The organism is Amycolatopsis sp. NPDC024027 (genome assembly GCF_040638975.1).
Lineage (GTDB): Bacteria > Actinomycetota > Actinomycetes > Mycobacteriales > Pseudonocardiaceae > Amycolatopsis.
In genome coordinates, this window is the sequence record NZ_JBEZYY010000009.1 from 308,725 (window position 1) to 329,561 (window position 20,837).

Below are 20,837 nucleotides of genomic sequence, written 5' to 3' on the forward strand. Positions count from 1 at the left end.
TGGCAGACTGGCCGGGCCATGACTGCGACGAAACTCCTGCCGGCCGGCACGGTCACCATCCTCTGCGCCGGCGATGCCGCCCCGGTCGTCTTCGCGACGCCTGACGAGGCGCTCGCGGCGCTGCCCGGCGGGCCGGCGGCCGTGCACACCGGGGACGTGCTGATCCGCGACGACGGCACGCCCACCGGCCCCGCCGTCCGCCGTTGCCAACACCTGCGCGCGCTGGCCGAAGACGGCCGGATCCTGGTGTCGGCCCGCGCCGCGGCGGCCCTCGGGGACGCCGTCACGCTGCACGACCTCGGCGTCCACCGCCTGCCGGACCTCACCGCGCCCGAGCGGGTGTTCGAACTCGGCGAGTCACCCGAGCCGCGGCCGCTGCGCTCGCTCGACGCCGTCCCGAACAACCTGCCGGTGCAGCTGACCGGGTTCGTCGGCCGCGACGCCGAGGTCCGCGACGTCCGGCGGCAGCTCGCCGGCGCGCGGCTGGTGACGCTGGCCGGGCCCGGCGGCAGCGGCAAGACGCGGCTGGCCGCGCAGGTCGCCGCGAGCACCGAGTGGCCCGACGGCGTCTGGTGGGTGGAGCTGGACGCCGTGACCGACGTCGCCGAGCGGGTCGCCGCGACGCTCGGGGTGCCGGTCGAACCGCGGATCGGCGCGGCGCGGTCGGTCGCGACCGAATTGCGCGACCGGCGCGTCCTGCTCTGTCTCGACAACTGCGAGCACGTCCTCGACGGCGCCGCCGAAGTCGCGGTCGAACTGCTGCGGTCCTGCCCCGAGGTCGCGGTGCTGACGACCAGCCGGGAGCCACTGGCCGTGCCGGGGGAGACGGTCTGGCGGGTGCCGCCGCTCGCCGTCGAAGAAGCCGTCGCGCTGTTCGTCGAACGCGCGGGCGCGGTCCGGCCGCTGTTCACCTTGGACGCCTCCAGCGCGGCCGCCGTCCGGTCGATCTGCACGCGGCTCGACGGCATCCCCCTGGCCGTCGAGCTGGCCGCGGCGTGGCTCGGAACCCTGGCCCCGCACCAGATCGACGCCGGCCTCGAGGACCGGTTCGCCCTGCTCACCCGCGGCCCGCGCGGGGTGCCGGCGCGGCAGCGGACCCTCGAAGGCTCCCTCGCGTGGAGCCACGACCAGCTCGACGAGGAGGACCGCGCCGTGTTCCGGCGGCTGGCGGTGTTCGCCGGCGGGTTCACCCTGGACGCGGCGGGCGGCCCGGCCGTGCTGCCCGCGCTCGGCCGGCTCGTCGACAAGTCCTTGGTGCAGGCCGAAGACGGCCGGTACCGGCTGCTGGAGACCCTCCGCGAGTACGCGGCGGCCCGGCTGGCCGAGGCAGGGGAGACCGGCGCCGCCCGCGACCGGCACCTCGATCACTACCTGGCGCTGGCCGAGGCCGCCGAGCCCGATCTCGACCGCGACAAGGACGCCTGGCGGGCGCGGGTCGAGCCCGAGCGCGACAACTTGCGCGCGGCTCTGGAATGGGGCCTGACGCAGGAGGATCCGGGCCGGGGCCGCCGGCTCGCCGCCGCCGTCGCCTGGCTGTGGAACCTGCACGGCCGCGGCCACGAGGGCCTGGCGTACCTCCGGCGCGCGGTCGCCCGGCGCCCGGACGACCGGACCCCGCTGCAGGCCCGGCTGCTGACCGGGATGGGCCTGGTCGCGGACACGACGGCGCCGTTCGACGTCGAAGCCGCCCAGCGTGGTCTGGACCTCGCCACCGAACTCGGCGACGCGAGCCTGCGCGCGCGGTGTGTTTCCCTCACCGCTCTCGGACACCTGTACACGGATCTGGACACCGCCTGGGATCTCGCCGTCGAAGCCGCGAAGGTCGCGGAGGAGGCCGGAGACGGCTTCGCGCGGGACAGCGCGTTGATGCTGCGCGGGATCGTCCGGTTCGCGCGCGACCGCCACGACGAAGCGGCGCCGCTGCTCGACGAGGCGGCCGGAGGACTGCTGAGCCGGGGCGACCGGGGCCTGGCCTCGACCGTCCTCAGTGTCCGGTCCGGGATCGCGCTCGCCGCGGCGGACCTGCCGCGGGCACGCGAACTCGCCGAGCGCGCCGTCGACGTGGCCGCGCCGCTCGGCGACTTCCACCGGGTCAACACGACGCTGTGCCGCCTGGCGCTGGTGCACTGCACGGCCGGGGACGTCGACGCGGGGTTCCGCGTGATGGAGCCGTTCCTGCGGCTGGTGGAAACCGCCGGCGACGTCTTCGTACCGGGTATGGCCGGGGTGCTGGGTCAGCTGCATTGGCGTCGAGGCGAGTTCGAAGCGGCGTCGCGCTGGTTCGAACGCGAAGCCATCCCCGGGACGTACATGGCCGCGCAGGGCCTGCCCGAACGCGGCGCTCTGTTGCGCGCGCTCGGCCGGGTTGAAGAGGCCACGGAGGTGCTGGCCATCGCCGTCGAGCTCACCCGCCGCTGGTCGCTGCCGTCGCCGCTGGCCGACGCCCTGGACCAGCAGGGGTACCTGGTGGAGCCGGACCAGGCGGCCGAACTGCACCACGAAGCGCTGAGCCTGCGGCTCGACCACGGCCTCCGGCTCGGGGTCCTGGCGAGTCTCGACGCGCTGACGGCGTTGCTCGCGCGCACCGGCCGCGAGGGCGACGCCGCCCGCGTGCTCGTGTCGGCTTCGCAGGCCCGGGCCGACCTGGGTGTTCCCCGGCGTCCCTCGGCGCAGGCGGAGCTGGACGCGCTCGGCTTGGTGACATCCGAACCGCCGATGACCCTCGACGACGTGGTGGCGTTCGTGCGCCGGGCCCGCGGCAGCCGCGGCCGGCCGTCGAGCGGCTGGGGCAGCCTGACGCCGACCGAGCTCGAGGTGGTGAAGCTGGCGGCGGAGGGCTGCACGAACCCGGAGATCGGCACCCGGCTGTTCATGAGCCGCGGCACGGTGAAGACGCACCTGGCGCACGTGTACGCGAAGCTGGGCATCGCGAACCGCACGGAACTCGCCACCCTCGCGGCGGCCCGCCTGACCTGACGACGTACCCGGAGAGTCGGCCGGGCTCAGTCCCAGTCGATGCCGAACACACCCGGGCCGAAGTCGAACGCCACCGCGTGGACGCCGTCTTCGCCGTCGAGCTTCAGGGGCCGGCGGGCGAGGGTGCCGTTGGCGCCGTTGCGGGAATACTGCCAGCAGCGGTCCGGTGCGGTGCCCCGCGCGAACCGGACCTCCAGCAGGTACTCGCGCACCGGGCGGCGGAACTCGCGGTAGTGGGTGTTGCGGCACTCCGGGTACGGCGGCCCGCTGTTGGTCAGCGTGTACTCGATCAGGTGCGTCTCGCCCCGGTTGATGGGCTGGTCGAAGAGCAGTTCGGTGACGAGCAGGCCGTGGGCCTCGTCGGTCTCGGCGCGGCCGACCCGGCAGTTGCGCACGGCGTGCAGTTCGGGGACGCCCGCCGCCGGGTCGTCCTGGGTGTAGACCAGCAGCCAGCGGTCCTGGCCGTCCGCGACGGCCTGGAACACCGCCCGCGCGGTCACCGCCCGCTGGCCGCCGTCCGCGGCGATCTCGCACAGGTCGTGCAGGCCGACCATCTTCAGCGGCTGCTGGCGATCGAGGGCGTGCGGCGCCCCGACCTTCTCCAGCAGCGGCTGCAGCACTTCGCGCGGGAACGACATCGGCTCGCCGCCGGCCCGGCGCTTCCCGGCGCCGCCGCGCGGCCGGGGCGGGGGCAGCAGGCCGAGCAGGGAGCCGGCGGGTACGTCGAGGATCTCTTCGAGCGTACGGACGGCCGAGAGCGAGCTCTGCCGCTCCGGCTGCCTTTTGCCCGATTGCCAATAGCTGAGTGCGGTGACGCTGACGACGACGCCGCGGGCCCGCAGCCGCGCCTGGATCCGGTCGAGCGACAGCCCGCTGGTGGCGATGGCCGCGCGCAGCCGGATGGCGAATTCGGTACGGCCGCTGTCCTGGCCGTCACCCGCCGCGCTGCCCGCCATCGCTGAAATCCCGACCCGCCCCATGCCGTCCCCCGACGATCCCCGACACGGAGCACGTTAGCAGTTTTCCTCGCGGTCTCCGCGCCCCACTTCGGCCGTGCCGCCGGGACGCCCACTCGGGCGAACGGGCTAGTACTGGCAACTGTGAACCATTGCCCCGGCCTGGGCGGACGCGCTTGTATGACTTGCCTGCTCCGGTGGCACCGCCTCCCCCTCACGGCCCATCCGGGCGCAGGTGTGACCGGCCGCGCGAGCGGTTCCGGCTCCGGTTCACCCGGCCGAGTTGTGCGACCGGCCGGTGTGGCCGCGCGATGACCGGTGGCCCGGCGACGCCCCCAGCGCCGGGCCACCGGTCTTGTTACCACCGGGTAGCATCCCGGGCATGACGCTCCGGAAGAACATCCTGATCACCGGCGCCAGCAGCGGGTTGGGCGAAGGCATGGCCCGGCAGTTCGCGGCGAAGGGGCGCAACCTCGCGCTGTGCGCGCGGCGCACCGAGCGGCTCGAGAAGCTGGCCGCCGAACTGACTGCGGCGCACCCGGGGATCCAGGTCGTCACGCGGACCCTCGACGTCACCGACCACGACCGCGTGTTCGCCGTCTTCGCGGAGTTCCGCGACGAGCTCGGGTCCCTCGACCGGGTGATTGTGAACGCCGGGCTCGGGAAGGGCCAGCGGGTCGGCACGGGCCGGTTCGACGCCAACCGCCAGACCCTCGAGGTCAACTTCGTCGCGGCCGCCGCCCAGATCGAGGCCGCCGCCGGCATCTTCCGCGAGCAGGGCGCCGGCCACCTCGCCGTCATCTCCTCCTTCAGCGCGCTGCGGCCCTTCCCCGGCAAACTCACCGCGTACGCCGCTTCGAAGGCCGGGATCTCGGCGTTCGTCGACGGCACCCGGATCGAGCTGAAGCCCCACGGCATCGCCGTCACCGACGTCCGGCCCGGCTACATCGAGTCGGAGATGAACGACCGGATCGGCCGGAACCCGTTGCTGGCCAAGGCCGAAACCGGCGCCCGCGCGCTGGCGAAGGCGATCGAGGCCGAGCGCGCCCGGGCTTATGTCCCGGCGTGGCCGTGGGTGCCGCTGAGCGTCGTCATGCGCGTGGTGCCCGCCGCGCTGCTGCGGAAGTTCACGTGAACGCCCCGGTCGAGGTCCGCGCGGAGGACACCTTCGACGTCGCCGCGGTGCACGCCTGGCTGGGCGCGAAGGTCGAAGGCCTCGGGGACGAACCGCCGCAGGTCCGGCAGTTCCCCGGCGGCGCGTCCAACCTGACGTACCTGCTGACCTACCCCGGCCGCGAGCTGATCCTGCGCCGCCCGCCCGCCGGGCACAAAGCGGCGTCGGCGCACGACATGCGGCGCGAGTACCGCGTCCAGCACGCGCTGAAGCCGGTGTTCCCGTACGTGCCGCGGATGGTGGCGTTCGGGGACGACCCGGCCGTGCTCGGCGGCGACTTCTACGTCATGGAGAAGCTCGACGGGCTCATCTTGCGGGGCAACCTGCCGGACGGTCTCGAACTGAGCGCGGACCAGGCGCGCGAGCTGTCCGGCAAGGTCGTCGACCGGCTGGTGGACCTGCACGCCGTCGACGTCGGGAAGGCCGGGCTCGCCGACCTCGGCAAGGGCGCCGGGTACGTCGAGCGGCAGGTCCGCGGCTGGTCGGAGCGGTACGTCGCGGCGCGCACGGACAACGTCGGCGACTTCGCGGAGGTGCGCGCGTGGCTGGCGGCGAACCAGCCCGGCGAGGTCGGGATCTGCCTGATCCACAACGACTACCGGCTCGACAACCTGGTGCTGGACGGCCCTTCGACGCTGAACATCACCGGCGTCCTCGACTGGGAGATGGCCACCCTCGGCGACCCGCTGATGGAGCTGGGCAGCATGCTCGCCTACTGGGTCCAGGCCGGTGACGACGACGTCATGCACGCGAGCCGCCGCCAGCCGACCCACCTGCCCGGCATGTTCACCCGCGAGGAGTTCGTCGCGCGCTACGCGGAGAAGACCGGGCTTTCGATCGGCGACTGGCGGTTCTACGAGGTCTACGGCCTGTTCCGGCTCGCCGCCGTGCTGCAGCAGCTGTACCGGCGCTACCGCGACGGCGCCACCCGCAACCCGGCGTTCAAGGACTTCTGGCAGTTCGTCGGGTACCTGGACTGGCGCTGCCGCGAGATCATCGCGAAGGGACGGGTCTAGTGGGCGCGATCTACCTGGTCCGGCACGGGCAAGCGTCCTTCGGCGCGGCCGACTACGACGCGCTGTCGCCGCGCGGGTTCGAGCAGTCCACTGTGGTCGGTGCGGAACTGCTGCGGCGGAACGTCTCCTTCAGCCAGGTCCGGTCGGGATCGCTGGCCCGGCAGCGCGACACCGCGGCCACGGCGCTGAAGGTGCTCGGCAGCGACGTCCCGGTGGTCGAAGACCCGCGCTGGAACGAGTACGACCACGTCGACATCGCCCTTCACCACGCCGGCGGAGCGCCGCAAGAGGATTCGCGGGCCTACCAAGGCGTCCTGGACGCGGCACTGACGGCGTGGACGTCGGCCGGCGCCGACGGGCCGTGCGCCGAGACGTGGCCCGCGTTCCTCGCGCGGTGCCGGGCGGCGCTGGGCGACCTGGTGGCGTCGCTGGGCAAGGGAGAGCACGCGGTCGTGTTCACCTCCGGCGGGGTGATCGCCACGATCTGCGGCCTGCTCATCGGCACCCCCGAGGCCGGGCTGCGCAAGCTCAACCGCGTCACGGTCAACGGCGGGATCACCAAGCTGGTGTCCGGCCGCGGCGGTGTCACGCTGCTGTCGTTCAACGAGCACCCGCACTTCGAGGCGGACACGGCCTCGTTGCTCACCTACCGGTAGGAGACGCTCGATGGAGTTCGGCGAGGTCACTCTGTACCCGGTGAACGGCCACGGCCCGGAGGACGTCGTCGTCGACGGCGAGGGCCGGATCTACACCGGCGTCGACGACGGCCGGATCCTGCGCCTGTCGCCCGACGGGCGGCACATCGACGTCATCGCCGACACGGGTGGGCGCCCGCTCGGGCTGGAGCTGTACGGCGAAGACGAGCTGCTGATCTGCGACGCGCGGGCCGGGCTGCTGGTGGCCCCCCTGGCCGGCGGTGCGGTGTCCACCCTGGCGACTTCCGCCGTGGGCCTGGACTTCGTGTTCTGCAACAACGCGGCGGTGGCCGCCGACGGGACGATCTACTTCACGGATTCCTCCCGCCGCTTCGGCATCGACAACTGGCGCGACGACCTGATCGAGCAGACGGCCGGCGGCCGGCTGCTGCGCCGCTCCCCGGACGGCTCGATCGACCTGCTCCTGGACGGCCTCCAGTTCGCGAACGGCGTCGCACTGGCTCCGGACGAGTCGTTCGTGGCGGTGGCGGAAACCGGCGCGTTCAGCGTGTCCCGCGTCCGGCTTTCGGACGGTCACGTGGACCCGCTGGTCGAGAACCTTTGGGGCTTCCCGGACAACATCTCGACGGGCACGGACGGCCTGATCTGGATCACCCAGGCGTCCCCGCGCGTGGCGGCCCTCGACGTGGTCCGGCGGCTGCCGGCGGTCCTGCGGGCGGGCATCCGGCGGCTGCCGACGTCGTGGCAGCCCAGCCCGGGCCGCGAGGTCGGCGTGCTGGGCGTCGCGGCGGACGGCAAGGTGGTGCGGGAGTTCCGCGGCGAGATCCCCGGCTTCCACATGCTGGTGGGCGTCCGCGAGTGGCAGGGGCAGCTGTATTTCGGCTCTTTGGAGGAGCCGGCGATCGCGGTGACGCCTACAATCGGCTGATGCTGAGCAACGTCCGGATCGAAGCGCGCATCCCCACCCAGGACCTGACCCGAGCCCGGCGCTGGTACGCGGAGAAACTCGGGCTCGAGGCGGTCGAGGAACGCGAAGGCGGCCTGCGGTACGAAGGTGCGTCGGGGGTCTTCTCTCTTTATGCCTCGGCCGGGGTGTCCGACGGGTCTTTCACGCAGGTGGCGTTCTACGTCGACGATCTCGAGTCCACGGTGGCGATGCTGCGCGAGCGCGGAGTGGTCTTCGAGGAGTACGACGGCATGCGTGGTGGGATCATGGACATCCGGGGCAACTACCCGAGCAAGGGCAGTGGGGAACGGGCCGCTTGGTTCCGGGACAGTGAGGGGAATATGATCGGGCTGAGTGAAGTGGTGCCTTGAGGGGATTTTGCCGTCGCTTTTGCGCGGGTTGCGTTGCGTCGTTGGTCGGCAGCGCCGATTCCCCAAGCTTCGGTTGCTCTGTCGGGCTTTTGGTATTCTAGGATCCCGATATGCGGTAGGTTTCGCACACTTTCGAGTGATGAACCTGTGTTCGATGGTCGGTAGTTTGGAGGTATGACCAGCAACGCAGCCCACTCCTCCTCCGACGCGGTGGCGCTCGCCGACCGCATCGGTGAGCTGCTTGCGTGTCTGCGGTCCGTCGAAGCCGAACTCGGTGCCCTTCTTGTGGAAATCGAGCAGCGCGGAGTGCTGGACCGCCGCCGAAGCCCGCATCCACGCCCGCGACGCCATGATCATCCCCGCGGTCTTGGGCGAGAAGAGTGAACCGCTCAACCTCGGCCACGTCCGCCGCTTGATCTCCGCCGGACTTCGCCGAGCCTTGTTCCTCCGCGACCGCGGCTGCGCCTTCCCGGGCTGTCATCGCCCACCGCGGCATTGTCAAGGTCACCATATCCGCCACTGGGGTGGATGGAGGCCCGACGGATCTCACCGACCTGGTGTTGATGTGCGCCCACCACCACCGGTTACTGCACCGCTCGGGCTGGGAAGTCCGCATCGCCCCTGATGGGCTCCCGGCGTTCCTGCCCCCGGTGTTCATGGACAGGCGCCGAAAACCTCGACGCCACAACCCCCACGAACCACTCCCATTCGCAGCCTGAACACGGGAAAGGCCCGCAGCCACGCGGCTACGGGCCCAAACCCATGCCCACCCGCCACCCTAACGGCCCGTCCAGCGCGGCTCCCGCCCCGCGGACCAGGCCGCGTAGAACTCCTTGTGGTCCTTGGCCGTCATCAACAACGCCTGGGTGATCGCCTCCAGCTCGATCGCGCTGCCCAGGTCCATGTCCAGCTCGCGGGTCAGCAGCACCTTCGTCGTCGCGTACGCCAGGGCCGGACCGTCCGCCAGCCGGCGTGCCAAAGCCGCAGCCGCCTCGGGGAGTTCCGAGTCGGGAACCACCTGGGTGGCCAATCCGATCTCCGAAGCGCGCGCGGCCGAAACCTTGTCGCCGAGGATCAGCAGCTCCGTCGCGCGACCGAGGCCGACCAGCCGCGGCAAGAGGTACGCCGACCCCATGTCCGCCCCGGCCAGCCCCACCTTCGTGAACAGGAACGCGAACTTCGCCGACTCCGCCAGCAGCCGGAAGTCACTCGCCAGCGCGATCACCGAACCCGCTCCGGCCGCGACCCCGTTGACCGCCGCGATCACCGGGAGCGGGCACTCGCGCAGGGCCTTCACCACCGCGCCCGTCATGCGGGTGAACTCCAGCAGCTCCGCCGTCTCGAACTTCTGCAGCTCGCCGATGATCTCCTCGACGTCACCACCGGAACAGAACCCGCGGCCTTCGCCCGTGATGACCAAGACCCGGACGTCCTCGTGCTGCGGGAGCTCGATGACCAGGTCCCGTAGGTCCGCGTACACCTCGAACGTCAGCGCGTTGAGCTTCGAAGGACGCGTGAACGTCACCGTGGCCACCCCGTCGGACACCGTGAAGCCGAAGTGCTCCCACTCCTTCGTCAGCGGGGCGGTTGCGCGGAACGGGCTCATGACTGGATTCCTCCGCCGTCGAGTACGAGGGTCTGGCCGTTGATCGCGGCGGCTTCGGGGGCCGCCAGGAAGGACACCGCGAACGCCACCTCGGCCGGTTCGAGCAGCCGGCCGAGCGGGGACGCCGCCGCCAGCGCCGCTTCCGCCTCCGAGGTGGACCGTCCCGACCGCGAGACGATCCGCTCCACCGAGGTCGCCGTCATGTCGGTGCGGACGAACGCCGGGCACACCGCGTTCGCCGTGACACCGGTCCCGGCCAGCTCCGCCGCCACCGCACGCATGAAGCCCACCGCCGCGTGCTTCGACGCCGTGTACCCCGCCGTGTAGCGGTAGCCGACGTGCGAGGCGGTCGACGCGACCGTGACGATCCGGCCGCTGTCGCGCGCACGCATTCCGTCCAGTACCGCACGAGTGCAGAGGAACGCGCCGGTCGCGTTCACCTCGAACTGCCCGCGCCAGTCGTCGAGCGAGGTCCGGGAAACCGGGGCGCTGGACGAGATCCCGGCGTTGTTCACCAGGACGTCGACCGGGCCCGCCGAAGCGAAATAAGCCGCCACTGCTTTCTCATCGGTCACGTCGCATTCGGCACGGCCCGGCGCCAGCACGGTGTCACCGAGAGAACGGAACCGGGCGGCGATCGCCGCGCCGATGCCGCGCGTGCCGCCGGTGACCACCACCAGGCGGCTCACGGGCGGGCCGCCAGGGCGCGCCGGTCGAGCTTTCCGTTGGCGGTGCGGGGGAGTTCCGTCATGAAGACCACCTCGCGGGGGTACTTGTGCTTGGCCAGGTGGGCTTTCGCGTGTTCTTGAAGCTCCTTCGCCGAGACCGACGCGCCGGCTCGCGTCACGACGTACGCGCGCGGCACGACCAGGCCGTCGACCGCGTGGCCGGCCACCGCGCAGTCGGTGACGTCCGGGTGGCCGAGCAGGCAGTCCTCGATCTCGCCGGGCGCGACGAACACGCCGCCGACCTTGAGCAGCGCGTCGGCGCGCCCGTGGTGGCGGAAGTACCCGCCGGAGGAGCGGCTGAACAGGTCGCCCGACGTCAGCGTGTCCCCGTCGAACGTCCGCGCCGACTTCTCCGGATCGCCGTGGTACTCCAGCGCGATCGTCGGCCCGGTCACGCGCAGCGGCCCGATTTCCCCGTCCGGCAGCGGATTCCCGAGCTCGTCGACGACCTGGGCGGTGTACCCGGGAACGGGCGTGCCGAGCGTGCCGGCGCGCGCGGCGCCCGGGCGGTTCGACAGGTAGATGTGGTACGCCTCGGACGAGCCGATCCCGTCCACCACCGGCACCCCGAAGGCCGCGTCCCACTTGCGGTGCAGCTCCGGCGGCAGCGCCTCGCCCGCCGACGTCGTCATCCGCAGGCAGCTCAGGTCCTGCTCCGCCGCGGCCGGGTGGGCGACCATCGCGCTCATCATCGTCGGCACGTTGACCAGCACGGTCGGCCGGTACTTCGCGATCAGCTCGAACATGAGGTCCGCCGTGCTGCGTTCGCCGAAGGCGATCCCGGCCGCGCCGACCCCGAACGGGAACAGCGCCACCAGGTCGCGCGCGTAGCCGAAGAAGAGCTTCGGCACGGCCAGGACGGTGTCGTCCTCGCGCAGGCCGAGCACCTCGACGGCGTACCGCTCGAAGCTCTCCTTCGGGCTGCGCAGCGGGTGCACGCACGCCTTGGGCGCACCCGTGCTGCCGGTGGTGAACTTCCAGATGCCGACGTCGTCCACAGTGGTCGGTGCCGCGTCCAAAGAATCCGGCGCGGCATCGACCAACGTCCGGAACGGACGTTCACCGGGAAGCAGCTCGGCTTCGGGCACACCCGTGACGAGCAACCCCGTAGCGCCCGCCTCGCGCAGCGCGGGCAGCGTGACGGCGTCCGCGACCACCACCACGGCCTCGGTGTAGCCGAGGTAGTACGCGTAGTCCTTGGGCTGCAGGAACGGGTAGACCTCGGCGGTGACCGCGCCGATCTTCTGCGCCCCGTACCAAGCGGCGACGAACTCGTCGCCGTCGCTCAGCGCCAGCAGCACCCGCTGTCCTTTTCGGACACCGAGGTCGAGCAGCACGTTGCCGACGCGGTTCGCCAAAGCCGCGAGCGAGGCGTAGCTGATCGTCCGATCGCCGACGAACAGGGCGGTCCGGTCGCCCCGGCCTTCGGCGACGTGCCGGTCGAGGAAGTGCGTGGCGAGGTTGAACGGCTCACTCACGGGCCAGCTCCCGGATCGCTTCCACCAGCAGGTCGGTCAACGTCGAGAAAGTCGACGTGCCCTCGTCCGCGGTCGCCTCCGCGGGCCGGCCGCAGTACGCCTCGGTCATGCCCATCTCCCGGAAGCCCCCGTCTTCGGGGGCGGCGGCCAAGCTGACCGGAACATGCGGCAGCGTCCGCATCAGCGCCTGGTCGACCAGCTCGGGCCGGTCGGCGAGCACCAGCGACGTCTCGTACCGCCCGGCATGGCACTCGCCGGACCGGAACTCTTCGGTCAGCCGCTGCGCGTGCCTTCGTCGGACCAGGTCGAGCAGGGCGGCGCGCCCGTCGAAGGCGAAGTTCAGCGTCTCCACGGCTCGCCGCAGCGTGACCAGGTGCGCGGGCTCGAAGTGGTTGTTGACCAGCAGGATCCGCTTGAGGCGCTGGCCGATCAGCGCCGACCCGATGTCGACAAGCAGTGCGTGCAGCGTCTCCTCGCCGATGTGGATGCCGCCGGCGAACCCGGCCGCGAACCGCGTCACGCCGTAGGGCACCTCGGGCAGGACCAGCACGTGGACGTCGTCGTCGGCGGCCAGCCGCTCGGCCGCGCGCTCGCACATCCCGCGGGAAATCAGCGGGTCGGTGCCCAGCGGCGCGTGTGGCCCGTGCGGCTCGATCGCCCCCAGCGGCAGCAGCAGCACCGGGACGCGCTCGCCGTCCGGCAGCGAAGCGACCTGCCGCGAGCTGAGGTCCGCGAAGTACGTCACGCAAATCAAGTTACACCGCAGCGGCCTGAGGTGTATAGAGTTGCGCCCATGCCCACCGATGCCTTCGAAGCCGGCCCGCAGGAGCTGGTCATGACGTTGCTGGGCAGTTACGTGCACCCGCGCGAAACCCGCCGGGTGTGGTCGGGCGGCCTGGTCGCGGTGCTCGCCGAGCTGGGCTTCTCCGACGGCGCGGCCCGGATCGCGCTCACCCGCCTGGTGCGCCGCGGCCTGCTGCAGCGCCACCGCGAAGGCCGCACCGTGCACTACTCGCTGACCCGGCGCACCGTCGCGCTGCTCGCCGACGGCGACCACCGGATCTTCTCCCTCGGCCGCCGCGAGCGCGCCGCCGGCGAGTGGACCGTGCTGTGGCAGAGCATCCCCGAGAGCCGCCGCCAGGCCCGGGAACGCCTGGTCCGGCGGCTGCGGTTCCTCGGGTTCGGGCCCTACCAGGACGGCACCTGGATCGCCCCGCACGACCGCGAGGCCGAGGTCGTCGCCCTGCTCGGCGAACTCGACGTCACCGAGCACGCCGGGCTGCTGCTCGGCCGCCCGTCGGCCGCCCTCGACGTCCGCCGGTTCGCCGGCCGGGCCTGGGACCTCGACGACCTGGCCGCGCGGTACGCCGCGTTCGTCGGCCAGTTCGGCGGGTACGCGGGCCGGGAGCCGCCGGACGCCGAGGCGTTCGAGGTGCGCACCCGGCTGGTGCACACCTTCCGCATGTTCCCGTCGCTCGACCCGGAACTGCCTGCCGACCTGGTGCCCGCCCCGGACCGCCGGGCGGCGGCGGTCGAACTGTTCCACGATCTGTACACCGCGCTCGCGAAACCCGCGCAGCGCCATTTCGACGAGGTGACCAAGGGATGACCGAACCCAGCCAAGCAACGCAGGAAGCTCTGAGCTACACCTCGTACCTCGGGCTGGACGAGGTGCTGAACGCGCAGCGCCTGCGGTCCGACGAGCACGACGAGCTGCTGTTCATCGTGATCCACCAGGTGTACGAGCTGTGGTTCAAGCAGATCCTGCACGAAGCCGCCTTCCTCCAGGCGAACCTCGAAAAGGGCAGCACCGCGCACTCGATCCGGACGCTGCGCCGGATCCTCACCATCCTCAAGGTCGCGGTCGCGCAGATCGACGTGCTGGAAACGATGACGCCCAGCCAATTCACCAGTTTCCGCGCCCGTTTGGACGCTTCGAGCGGCTTCCAGTCGGCCCAGTTCCGCGAGCTGGAAGCGGTGCTCGGCCGCCGTGACGAGCGCGTGTTCGCGCACTACCCCGAAGGTGGGGAGCAGCGGAAACGCATCTCCGAAGCGATGGCGCGCCCGTCGTTGTTCGACTCTTTTCTCGCGTACCTCAAGGTTTCTGGCTACGCGGTCGAGTGTGACCGAGACGTCACTCGCTCGGTGGAGCCGTCCCCGGCCCTGCAGGCGATATTGCTGGACGTGTACAGCGACGACGGGGGACCCTCGCTCGTCGCGGAGTGTCTGGTCGATCTCGACGAAGGGATGCAGGAGTGGCGCTACCGGCACGTGAAGATGGTCGAACGCACCATCGGCGACAAGACCGGGACGGGAGGATCATCCGGCGCGACCTACCTGCGTACCACGCTTTTCCAGCCGATGTTCCCGGATCTCTGGGCCGTACGGAGCCGACTGTGACCACTTTGGACGACCTGCGCGAGGACCACAACGCCCTCGCCGCGCACTACACCCGGTTCGCGGTGGCCGACCGCCTCCTGCTCTCCGGGCACTCGCACCAGGCCTGGCCGGACGTTGCCGAAGAAGGGCTCCTCGAGTCCTTCGCCGACGCCGCCCGTGACGTCGACGGCAAGTGGGAGCGCGCCTTCGCGAAGGCGGACGAGCTGCGTGCGGGCTTCCGCCTGCTGCTCGGCGACCCGCACGGCGAGTACGCGCTCGGCGCGAGCACGCACGACCTGGTGCTGCGCTTCCTGTCGGCGATGGAGCTGCCGCGACGGCCGCGCCTGGTCACCACCGACGGCGAATTCCACACCCTCCGCCGTCAGCTCGCCCGGCTCGAAGAGGAGGGCGTCGAGATCGTGCGGGTGCCGCTCGAGCCGGTGACGACGCTCGCCGAGCGCGTCGCGGGCGAGGTGAACGACGACACCGCGGCCGTGCTCGTGTCCGCGGTGCTCTTCGAGACGTCGCGGCTGGTCCCCGGGCTGGCGCACCTCGCCGACGTCTGCCGCGGCCGTTCGATCGAGCTGGTCGTGGACGCCTACCACGCACTCGGCGTCGTGCCGTTCGCGCTGCACGACCTCGGGCTCACCAACGCCTGGGTGCTCGGCGGCGGCTACAAGTACCTGCAGCTCGGCGAGGGCAACTGCTTCCTGCGGCTGCCCGCCCACGCCCAGGAGCTGCGGCCGGTGATCACCGGCTGGTACGCCGAGTTCGGCGCGCTCGCCGACGAGCGCCACCCCGGCCAGGTGCCCTACGCCATCGGCGGCGACCGGTTCGCCGGCGCCACCTACGACCCGGCGAGCCACTACCGCGGCGCCCGGGTCCAGCGGTTCTTCGCCGAGCACGGGCTCACCCCGGAGTTCCTGCGCGAGGTCTCGCAGCACCAGGTGGGCCTGCTCGCGTCGGTGTTCGACTCGCTCGGGTTGCCCGAAGACGTCGTCACGCGCGACCGTTCGGTGGAGCTGGAAGGCCTCGGCGGGTTCCTCTCGCTGCGCTGCGCCGACGCGTCCGGGCTGCAGGCGGCGCTGGCCACCGAGGGCGTCCGGACCGACAGCCGGGGGCCGTACCTGCGCTTCGGCCCCGCGCCCTACCTTTCGGACACGCAGCTGGAGACGGCGATGCGCACCCTCGGCAAGGTGATCAAGGGCTGATTACCGGTCCGTATCGCGGGACCGGCACTGGTCCGGCGATCACCGGGGATCTAGGTTGGTGCCGGGCACCCGAGCGGACGACCTCCGCAGCGGGCGCCCGCCAACCCGTGAAGCGCGTCCCGGCCACGAACCGGGCGCGGGAGACAAAGGAGTCACCACCGTGACCGAAGGAGTGTTCGCCCGGGGCACCGGGCACGAACAGGTCGTGTACTGCCACGACCAGGCCAGTGGCCTCAAGGCCATCATCGGCATCTACTCCACCGCGCTCGGCCCCGCCTTGGGCGGGACGCGCTTCCACCCCTACGCCACCGAATCCGACGCGCTCGACGACGTCCTCGCGCTGTCCAAGGGCATGGCGTACAAGAACGCACTGGCCGGGCTCGACCTCGGCGGCGGCAAGGCCGTCATCATCGGCGACCCGAAGACGCTCAAGTCCGAAGCGCTGCTGCGCGCGTACGGGCGCTTCGTGCAGTCCCTGGGCGGCCGCTACATCACGGCGTGCGACGTGGGCACGTACGTGCAGGACATGGACGTCGTGGCCCGCGAGTGCCAGTACGTCACCGGCCGCTCGCCGGAGGACGGTGGTGCCGGCGACTCGTCCGTGCTCACCGCGTTCGGCGTCTTCCAGGGCATGCGGGCCTCGGCCGAGCACGTCTGGGGCAGCCCGGACCTGGCCGGCAAGCGCGTCGGCGTGGCCGGCGTCGGCAAGGTCGGCCACATCCTCGTCGGCCACCTCGTGGAGGCCGGCGCGCAGGTCACGATCACCGACGTTTACGCGCCCGCCATCGAGCGGACCCGCTCGATCCATCCCGGCGTCCAGGTCGTGTCCGATGTGGACACCCTGTTGCGCACCGAGCTGGACGTCTTCGCGCCGTGTGCGTTGGGTGGCGTCCTGAACGACGAGACCGTGCCGGTGCTCGGCGCCCGGATCGTCTGCGGCGCGGCGAACAACCAGCTCGCGCACGCGGGCATCGACAAGCAGCTGGCCGACCGCGGCGTCCTGTACGCCCCGGATTACCTGGTGAACGCGGGCGGCGTGATCCAGGTCGACGACGAGCGCCACGGCTTCGACTTCGAACGCGCGAAGCGCAAGACGACGGCCATCTACGACACGACGAAGGCCGTGTTCGCGCTGGCCGTCGCCGACGGCGTGCCCCCGGCGACGGCGGCCGACCGGCTCGCCGAGCGGCGGATGGCGGAGGTCGGGCGGCTGCGGTCCATCATGACCGGGTGAGTCCTTCCGCGTTCTTCGAATCGGTGGGCGTGCGGGGTTTCCTGCACGCCCGCCGGCTCGGTTCGTCCGAGGAATCCGGCCTGGACGCCGACTCCCCGGTGGTACTGGCGTCCGTGGTGAAGGTGCCCCTGGCCTTCGAGTTCGCGCGCCAGGTCGCGGCCGGGCAGCTCGACCCCACCGACCGGGTGCGGGCGTCCGCCGCGGACCGCCTCGGCGGCACCGGTTCGGCGGGCTTCGCCGACGACGCCGAATACAGCCTGCGGGACGCGGCACTGCTGGCCCTTTCGGTGTCCGACAACACGGCCGCGGACCTGCTGTTCGACCGCGTCGGCGTGGACAACGTCCGGTCGCTGCTGGCCGAGCTGGGCTTGACCCGCACCACGGTGATCGGCGCGCCGCGGGACGTGCTGCGCACGATCATCGAGGACACTTCGGCGGGCCGCCCGTTGCGGGCGCTGGATCCACTGCGGACCTCCGCGACCACGCCCCGCGAGATGACGGCGTTGCTGGCGGCGCTCTGGGCGGACGACGCGGGCACACCGGTCCGCGAGTGGATGTCCGCGCAGGTCAGCTGGCACCGGTTGACGGCGGGGTTCCCGCCGGAGGTGGCGGTGGCGGGCAAGACGGGCACGATGCCGGGGATCCGCAACGAAATCGGCGTCGCGACCTATCCGGACGGCACCGCCTACGCGGTCGCGGTGTTCACGACCGGCGGGGCCGAGACGCTCCGGCGCCCGGACATCGACCGCGCGATCGGCGCGGCCGCGCGGGCGGCGGTCGATCAGCTGCGCTCGTAGAACGCGTCCCACGGCCGGGGACCCGGCGAAGGGGGCACGATCCGCGACACGCCGTCGTCTTCGAGGATTCCGGCCGCGATCTTCCCCAGCGTCGCCGCCTGCGGGTGCGGGCTGACCGAGGGCCGGGCGAAGGCCATCCGGGCCCGCAGCACCGCGCCTTCGAGCGGCCGCCACACCACCCGCGGTTCCTTGCGGGCGCCGGGTTCGAACGCCACGCCGTGCCCGGCCAGGACCAGCCCGAGCACGAACTCGGGGTTGCGGGCGTGCCGGATCGCCGCCGGGCGGAAGCCGTGGTCCCAGCAGGTGCGCAGCAGGGCGTCGTAGCTTCCCGGCGCGGCGGCGCGCGGGGCGTGGACCAGGCCTTCGCCGGCCAGGTCGGCGAGGGCGAGCTCGGCGCGGCGCGCGAGCGGCGAGTCGCGGGGGAGCACCACGCCCAGCGGGGTGTCGACGACCGGGCCGAGGTCCAGCCCGACCACGTCCACCGGCAGTTGCAGGAGGCCGGCGTCGAGTTCGCGGTCGCCGAGCAGCCGGGCCTGCTCGGCCGTGGTGAGCTCCTGCAGGTCCAGCCGCACGGCCGGGCACTCGGCGGCGAACTTCGTCAGGATCGCGGCCAGCACCCGGCCGGGCAGGTCCGGAGGCACGCCCGCGCGCAGGCTGTCCAGCTCCCCGCGTTCGGCCTTCGCCACGAGGGTCGTCATGCGGTCCCAGCGGGAGAGCAGATCGCGGGCTTCCGCACGCAGCACTTCGCCCGCTTCAGTGAGCGTGACGCGGCGGCCGCGTTCGAACAGCTTCGCGCCCAGCTCGGCTTCGAGCCGTTTGACGCGCTGGCTCAACGGCGGCTGCGCGATCCCGAGCCGTTCGGCGGCCCGGCCGAAGTGCAGTTCGTCGGCGACGACGAGGAAGTATCGCAGCGAACGGAGGTGGTCCACGCTGCGACGATAGCCGTTCGCCTATTGACAGGTGGTCGTCCCGATCTTGGACAGCGCCGGGCCGGTCGTGGTCGGGTGTCGGGTATGGACAACGGATTGAGCAGGCGCGGGCTGTTCGGCGCGGGCGCGGCGGCGGCCGCGATCCTGGCGGGCGCCCCGCCCGCGGTGGCGGCGGCGGGCGGTTCGGGAATGGTGCTGCGCTGGTGGGGCAACAACGGCTGGGAGATCCGCATCGGGTCGAAGACGATCCTCATCGACCCGTGGCTGACGCGGTTCAAGACGGGAACGTACACCCCGGCGGGCGCGGATCCGCGGACACCGCTCACGGTGAACCGCGCGCTGATCGACGGTTACCTCGACCGCGGTGTCCTCCGGGCCGACCACATCCTGGTGACCCACGGCCACTACGACCACCTGACGGACGTCCCGTACCTGGCCGAACGCACCGGGGCGACGATCATCGGCACCGAGACGCATTTGAGTCTCATGGCGGCCATGGGTGCCCCGGAGGACCAGCTGGCGATCGCGACGGGCGGGGAGGACCTGACGTTCGACGGGTACTCGATCCGGGTGCTGCGGTCCCTGCATTCGGCGACGGGCAGCCGGGCCCAGGTGGCGTTCCCGGGCACCCGGCCGCTGTCCCGCCGTGACCGCCCCCGGGTGATCTCGGACCTGCTGGAGGGCGGCACGCTGGCGTACGTGGTGTCCGGTGGCGGCGCGAGCGTGCTGGACTTCGGGGGTTCGAACTACATCGAGTCCGAGCTGGCGGGGCTGCGGCCGGACGTGGTGCTGCTGCCACCGGGCGGGGTGAAGGTGCGGGAGTACGTCCCGCGCCTGCTGCGGACTTTGGGCGGCCCCCGATGGGTGGCGGCCACGCACTGGGACGACTTCGACTTGCCGCTGGGCCAGGCGCACGACCCCAACGGCGGCTTGGAAACCCTGCGGAAGGCGGTGGCGGCGGCGAGTCCCGGAAGCGAGTTCGTGGTGCTGGACCACCTCGGGGAATTCACCCCCTGAAAGCGCGAAGGCCCCCACCGCTCGCGGTGGGGGCCTTCGGCTCAGCCGCTCTTGCGGCGGAACGTCCGCTTGTTCGCCGCCGGGCCGTGGGCGTGCTGGTTCTTGCCGCCCGCGTTCTCGTGCGACGCTCCCGTTCGCGCGTGGGCCTGCTTGCGCTCCAGTGCTTCGCGGAACTTGCGCTTGACGTCGTCCTCCTCGCCGCTGGGCGACGGGTCCGGCTCACTCATGCTTACCTCCGAAAATGACGACGTGTGACCGCCCCAGCCTGGCATCACTCAAACTGCTTGGCGAGTCGATTTGGTCACGTCGTCAGCGTTGGGGGGACGGTACGCCGCCGAACTGGACCGACTTGCGGGTCAGGGGGCGGCCGCAGTGGTCGCACAGCAGTATCGGGCGCAGCCGCTCGCCGCACTCTACGTGGTGCAGCGTGATGTCCGGCTCCTGGCCCGTCACCTCGAACCCGCGCGACCACTCCGCGATGAACGCCAGCGCCGGGAAGAACGCCAGGCCCTTCGCCGTCAGGCGGTAGTCGCGGGCGTCGGTGCGGGTCTTCGCCGCGCCGGTGCGCAGGACGCCGACCTCGACCAGCTTGCTCAACCGGCCCGACAGCACGCTCGGCCCGATGCCCAGCTCGCGCTCGAACTCCGAAAAGTGCCGGCAGCCGAGCAGCGCCGACACCAGCAGCCCGGTCGACCACCGGTCGCCGAGCAGCTCCATCGTGTCCGGGAAGAACATCAGCGGGTCGCCGGCCAGGGACTCGGCGTCTTTGCGGCGGAAGCGCTTGGACGCCGTCGCCGCCGCGACGCCGGTGCTGTCCAGCCGCGACGCCCGGACGTCCCGCGCGTCCACGCGGCGGCCGCAGGCGGCGCAGCCGAGGGGCGCTGATGTAGCCAGCTCGCAGTCGAGGTGGATCAGCGTCGGCAGCACTTCACGCCGGCCTTCGACCCACTCGCGCTCCCAGGCCCAGATCGAGATCAGCAGCGGCCACAGCTCGAGGCCGCGCTCGGTCAGCCGGTACTCGTGCCGCGTGCGGCGCGCGTCCCGGTACGGCGCCCGGGCGAGCATGCCCGCGTCCACCATGTCCCGCAGCCGTCCCGACAACGCGGTCGGCGAAATGCCCAGCCGCAGGCGCAGCTCTTCGTACCGGCGGAAGCGCAGGAACAGGCTCTGCAGGATCAGCAGCGTCCACTGGTCGCCGACCAGTTCGAGCGCCCGGCGCAGCGGATCCCCCGCCGGCCGGACGCGGTGTGCAGACGCTTCGGTCACCACTTCCCCCTCGTTACACGATGCCCTCAGGGTAACACCTGGCTACACCTAAAGAAGCCTATTGACACCTGGGTACACAAATCATAGTCTCATCTCC

The 20,837-nt window shown here is 71.8% G+C and carries 20 protein-coding genes and 1 pseudogene; 13 read left to right on the forward strand and 8 right to left on the reverse strand.

Features of this window, described 5'->3' with window-relative positions; genetic code table 11:
- The first annotated feature begins 18 nt into the window (after nucleotides 1–18).
- Complete coding sequence (locus AB0F52_RS23735) at nucleotides 19–2,976, forward strand: LuxR C-terminal-related transcriptional regulator (RefSeq protein WP_360174789.1); 2,958 nt, start codon at nucleotides 19–21, stop codon at nucleotides 2,974–2,976.
- 26 nt (nucleotides 2,977–3,002) lie between these two features.
- Here AB0F52_RS23735 and AB0F52_RS23740 read toward each other — a convergent pair whose 3' ends face one another.
- Nucleotides 3,003–3,932 carry a hypothetical protein gene (locus AB0F52_RS23740; protein WP_360174792.1) on the reverse strand — a complete coding sequence of 310 codons (930 nt, stop codon included), beginning with the start codon at nucleotides 3,930–3,932 and terminating at the stop codon, nucleotides 3,003–3,005.
- 382 nt (nucleotides 3,933–4,314) lie between these two features.
- Between AB0F52_RS23740 and AB0F52_RS23745 the strand changes: the two genes are divergently transcribed.
- The 6 genes and pseudogenes from AB0F52_RS23745 to AB0F52_RS23770 form a co-directional block, all read left to right on the forward strand.
- A complete protein-coding gene (locus AB0F52_RS23745; protein WP_360174795.1) occupies nucleotides 4,315–5,067 on the forward strand; it encodes an SDR family oxidoreductase in 753 nt (250 codons plus the stop codon).
- Nucleotides 5,064–6,122 carry a phosphotransferase family protein gene (locus AB0F52_RS23750; RefSeq protein ID WP_360174798.1) on the forward strand — a complete coding sequence of 353 codons (1,059 nt, stop codon included), beginning with the start codon at nucleotides 5,064–5,066 and terminating at the stop codon, nucleotides 6,120–6,122. Before AB0F52_RS23745 ends, AB0F52_RS23750 begins: the two co-directional genes overlap by 4 nt.
- Nucleotides 6,122–6,778 carry a histidine phosphatase family protein gene (locus tag AB0F52_RS23755; protein WP_360174801.1) on the forward strand — a complete coding sequence of 219 codons (657 nt, stop codon included), beginning with the start codon at nucleotides 6,122–6,124 and terminating at the stop codon, nucleotides 6,776–6,778. The genes AB0F52_RS23750 and AB0F52_RS23755 overlap by 1 nt, the downstream gene beginning before the upstream one ends.
- A 10-nt stretch (nucleotides 6,779–6,788) precedes the next feature.
- Nucleotides 6,789–7,706 carry an SMP-30/gluconolactonase/LRE family protein gene (locus tag AB0F52_RS23760; RefSeq protein WP_360174804.1) on the forward strand — a complete coding sequence of 306 codons (918 nt, stop codon included), beginning with the start codon at nucleotides 6,789–6,791 and terminating at the stop codon, nucleotides 7,704–7,706.
- Nucleotides 7,706–8,095 carry a VOC family protein gene (locus tag AB0F52_RS23765; protein ID WP_360174807.1) on the forward strand — a complete coding sequence of 130 codons (390 nt, stop codon included), beginning with the start codon at nucleotides 7,706–7,708 and terminating at the stop codon, nucleotides 8,093–8,095. Before AB0F52_RS23760 ends, AB0F52_RS23765 begins: the two co-directional genes overlap by 1 nt.
- 309 nt (nucleotides 8,096–8,404) lie before the next feature.
- Nucleotides 8,405–8,814: pseudogene (locus AB0F52_RS23770) on the forward strand (HNH endonuclease signature motif containing protein); the annotation flags it as partial.
- A gap of 59 nt (nucleotides 8,815–8,873) precedes the next feature.
- Here the strand turns inward: AB0F52_RS23770 and AB0F52_RS23775 are convergent.
- From AB0F52_RS23775 to AB0F52_RS23790, 4 genes are read right to left on the reverse strand one after another with little or no spacing between them, the layout of a single operon-like run.
- Entirely contained in the window at nucleotides 8,874–9,701 is an 828-nt protein-coding gene (locus AB0F52_RS23775) for an enoyl-CoA hydratase family protein (RefSeq protein ID WP_360174810.1), read from the reverse strand.
- A complete protein-coding gene (locus AB0F52_RS23780; RefSeq protein ID WP_360174813.1) occupies nucleotides 9,698–10,390 on the reverse strand; it encodes an SDR family oxidoreductase in 693 nt (230 codons plus the stop codon). The genes AB0F52_RS23775 and AB0F52_RS23780 overlap by 4 nt, the downstream gene beginning before the upstream one ends.
- Complete coding sequence (locus AB0F52_RS23785) at nucleotides 10,387–11,907, reverse strand: benzoate-CoA ligase family protein (RefSeq protein ID WP_360174816.1); 1,521 nt, start codon at nucleotides 11,905–11,907, stop codon at nucleotides 10,387–10,389. Before AB0F52_RS23785 ends, AB0F52_RS23780 begins: the two co-directional genes overlap by 4 nt.
- A complete protein-coding gene (locus tag AB0F52_RS23790) occupies nucleotides 11,900–12,652 on the reverse strand; it encodes a creatininase family protein (protein WP_360174819.1) in 753 nt (250 codons plus the stop codon). The genes AB0F52_RS23785 and AB0F52_RS23790 overlap by 8 nt, the downstream gene beginning before the upstream one ends.
- Nucleotides 12,653–12,700: 48 nt before the next feature.
- Between AB0F52_RS23790 and AB0F52_RS23795 the strand changes: the two genes are divergently transcribed.
- From AB0F52_RS23795 to AB0F52_RS23815, 5 genes are all read left to right on the forward strand, one after another.
- Nucleotides 12,701–13,516, forward strand: coding sequence for a PaaX family transcriptional regulator C-terminal domain-containing protein (locus AB0F52_RS23795; protein WP_360174822.1), 816 nt, complete (start codon nucleotides 12,701–12,703; stop codon nucleotides 13,514–13,516).
- Nucleotides 13,513–14,307 (forward strand): tryptophan 2,3-dioxygenase family protein, encoded by a 795-nt coding sequence (locus AB0F52_RS23800; RefSeq protein ID WP_360174825.1) that lies wholly within the window; start codon nucleotides 13,513–13,515, stop codon nucleotides 14,305–14,307. The genes AB0F52_RS23795 and AB0F52_RS23800 overlap by 4 nt, the downstream gene beginning before the upstream one ends.
- Nucleotides 14,304–15,497 (forward strand): kynureninase, encoded by a 1,194-nt coding sequence (locus tag AB0F52_RS23805; protein ID WP_360174828.1) that lies wholly within the window; start codon nucleotides 14,304–14,306, stop codon nucleotides 15,495–15,497. Before AB0F52_RS23800 ends, AB0F52_RS23805 begins: the two co-directional genes overlap by 4 nt.
- Before the next feature lie 160 nt (nucleotides 15,498–15,657).
- The gene (locus AB0F52_RS23810) at nucleotides 15,658–16,731 is read left to right on the forward strand and encodes a Glu/Leu/Phe/Val dehydrogenase dimerization domain-containing protein (RefSeq protein ID WP_360174831.1); all 1,074 of its coding nucleotides are present in this window, start codon (nucleotides 15,658–15,660) and stop codon (nucleotides 16,729–16,731) included.
- Entirely contained in the window at nucleotides 16,728–17,528 is an 801-nt protein-coding gene (locus AB0F52_RS23815) for a serine hydrolase (RefSeq protein WP_360174834.1), read from the forward strand. The genes AB0F52_RS23810 and AB0F52_RS23815 overlap by 4 nt, the downstream gene beginning before the upstream one ends.
- Here the strand turns inward: AB0F52_RS23815 and AB0F52_RS23820 are convergent.
- On the reverse strand, nucleotides 17,513–18,457 hold the full coding sequence (locus AB0F52_RS23820) for a LysR substrate-binding domain-containing protein (protein WP_360174837.1): 945 nt from the start codon (nucleotides 18,455–18,457) through the stop codon (nucleotides 17,513–17,515). The two genes, AB0F52_RS23815 and AB0F52_RS23820, sit on opposite strands and share 16 nt — an antisense overlap.
- An 84-nt stretch (nucleotides 18,458–18,541) precedes the next feature.
- On the opposite strand from AB0F52_RS23820, the gene AB0F52_RS23825 reads away from it, so the two are divergent.
- Nucleotides 18,542–19,474, forward strand: a complete 933-nt coding sequence (locus AB0F52_RS23825; RefSeq protein ID WP_360174840.1) for an MBL fold metallo-hydrolase — start codon at nucleotides 18,542–18,544, stop codon at nucleotides 19,472–19,474.
- Between the two features lie 41 nt (nucleotides 19,475–19,515).
- Here the strand turns inward: AB0F52_RS23825 and AB0F52_RS23830 are convergent, their stop codons facing one another.
- Both AB0F52_RS23830 and AB0F52_RS23835 read right to left on the reverse strand, forming a co-directional pair.
- Entirely contained in the window at nucleotides 19,516–19,701 is a 186-nt protein-coding gene (locus tag AB0F52_RS23830) for a DUF5302 domain-containing protein (RefSeq protein ID WP_013228723.1), read from the reverse strand.
- An 82-nt stretch (nucleotides 19,702–19,783) separates the two neighbouring features.
- Nucleotides 19,784–20,740: a winged helix-turn-helix transcriptional regulator gene (locus AB0F52_RS23835; protein ID WP_360174844.1), complete on the reverse strand. Its 957-nt coding sequence runs from the start codon at nucleotides 20,738–20,740 to the stop codon at nucleotides 19,784–19,786.
- Nucleotides 20,741–20,837: the final 97 nt, after the last annotated feature.